The sequence below is a fragment of the Streptomyces sp. adm13(2018) genome, assembly GCF_008042145.1.
Classification (GTDB): Bacteria; Actinomycetota; Actinomycetes; order Streptomycetales; family Streptomycetaceae; genus Streptomyces.
In genome coordinates this window covers 1-1,808 of sequence record NZ_RDBH01000173.1, presented here as the reverse complement: position 1 = coordinate 1,808, position 1,808 = coordinate 1, and the positions used below count along the sequence as shown (strand labels likewise).

The 1,808-nt window shown below is 75.3% G+C and carries 2 protein-coding genes; one reads left to right on the top strand and one right to left on the bottom strand.

Annotation, left to right across the window (positions count from 1 at the left end; translation table 11 throughout):
- A partial coding sequence (locus tag EAO70_RS35140) for an RNB domain-containing ribonuclease (RefSeq protein ID WP_148006867.1) occupies nucleotides 1-1,009 on the top strand: 1,009 nt, incomplete at its 5' end.
- Here the strand turns inward: EAO70_RS35140 and EAO70_RS35135 are convergent.
- Nucleotides 954-1,808: hypothetical protein (locus tag EAO70_RS35135; protein WP_261993204.1), on the bottom strand; the 855-nt coding region annotated here is incomplete at its 5' end. The genes EAO70_RS35140 and EAO70_RS35135 overlap by 56 nt on opposite strands.

Genomic DNA, 1,808 nt, shown 5'->3' with positions numbered 1-1,808 from the left:
CCTCTGGCGCATCGACCTCGACCCCGAGGGCCGCCGCGTCGCCACCGACGTCCGCCGCGCCCTCGTCCGCAGCCGCGCCAAACTCGACTACGCGGGCGTCCAGCGGCAGATCGACACGGGCACGGCCGAGGAGCCCGTGGCCCTCCTCCGGGACATCGGACGCCTCCGCGAGGCCCTCGAAGCCGAACGCGGCGGGATCTCCCTCAACGTCCCCGAGCAGGAGATCGTCGAGCAGGACCACACCTACTCCCTCGCCTACCGCGCCCCGCTCCCCGCGGACGGCTGGAACGCCCAGATCTCCCTCCTCACCGGCATGGCCGCCGCCGACCTCATGACCGCCGCCGGCACCGGCATCCTCCGTACCCTGCCCACCGCCCCCGACGGCGCCGTCGCCCGGCTGCGCCGCTCCGCGCAGGCCCTCGGCGTGGACTGGCCGCACCACGTCTCGTACGCCGACGTCGTCCGGGCCGCCGACCCCGCCGACCCGCGCCAGGCCGCGTTCCTCCAGGAGTGCACCACCCTGCTCCGGGGCGCCGGCTACACCGTCTTCACCGACGGCCACGTCCCCACCCCGGCCGTGCACGCCGCCGTCGCCGACGAGTACACCCACTGCACCGCGCCCCTCCGCCGCCTCGTCGACCGGTACGCGGGCGAGCTGTGCGTGGCGGCGGTCGCGGGCGACGAACCGCCCGAGTGGGTACGGGCCGCCCTGCCGGCCCTGCCCGACGAGATGGCGGACGGCTCGCGCCGCGCGAACACCGTGGAACGCGAGAGCGTCGACATCGTCGAGGCGGCGCTGCTGCGGGAACGGGTCGGCGAGATCTTCGACGCGTACGTGATCGACGTGAAGGAGCGCGAACCGGCCGTCGGCACCGTCCACCTGGACGACCCGGCGGTCGTCGCCCGGATCGCGGGCGGCACGTCCCGGCTGCCGCTGGGGGAGTGGCTGCGGGTCAGGCTCGCGGAAGCGGATCCGGGGACGGCGAAGGTGCTGTTCGCGCCCGCGTGACGGCCGGGCCGAGCGCGCGGTACAGGGCGCGGGCGTCGTCGGCGTGGAAGCGGATCAGCCGTACGGGCCGGGGGGCGCCGAAGAACCGGGGCGCGTCGACCGGTTCGGTCAGCTCGACGGTGAGGGAGGTCTGCGAGCCGACGGCGAGGTTCAGTTCGCCCTCGGCCTTGTCGTGCGAGAACACCAGCTCGTGCCGGACCGACGCGATCCGGTCGAGGGGTACGGACACGTCGACGTGCGCGGCCTGGCGGAGCCGCAGGACGTCGCCGGTGAGGGTGTGGGGGCGGGTCGCGGAGGCGGCGTGCAGGCCGAGGACGAAGAGCACGGTGTAGACGTCCAGGACGAGGACGACCCCGTGGACGGCGGGCCAGTCGGCGAGCAGGTACGACAGGCCGACGGTCTCGACCACGCACACGAACGCGAAGCCGTACATGAGCGCGGCCTGGTCACGGGCGTGCGGGAACATGCCGTCGACCCCCTCGACGCCGTGCGGGCGCCGGGCCGCCCAGCGTCCCAGGCTCGCCATGATCCGCAGCTCGTGCCCCATGATCCGCAGCACCGGCGCGGGCACGAGCTCGGCCAGCACCTCCCGCCGGGAGAGCCCGCGGCGCCGCAGCCGCAGATAGGCGAGGCCCTCGGCGAGCAGGAGCGCGAGGAGGAGCAGCTCGGCGCCGGCCCATACCGCCGGGGGGATCCGGAACCCGCCGACGAGCAGGACGGCGAGGACGACCTCGGCGGGCAGGGCGGCGTAGGCGAGGAGCCGGAGGAGACGCGGGGAACGGGCACGGGAGGCCGGTGG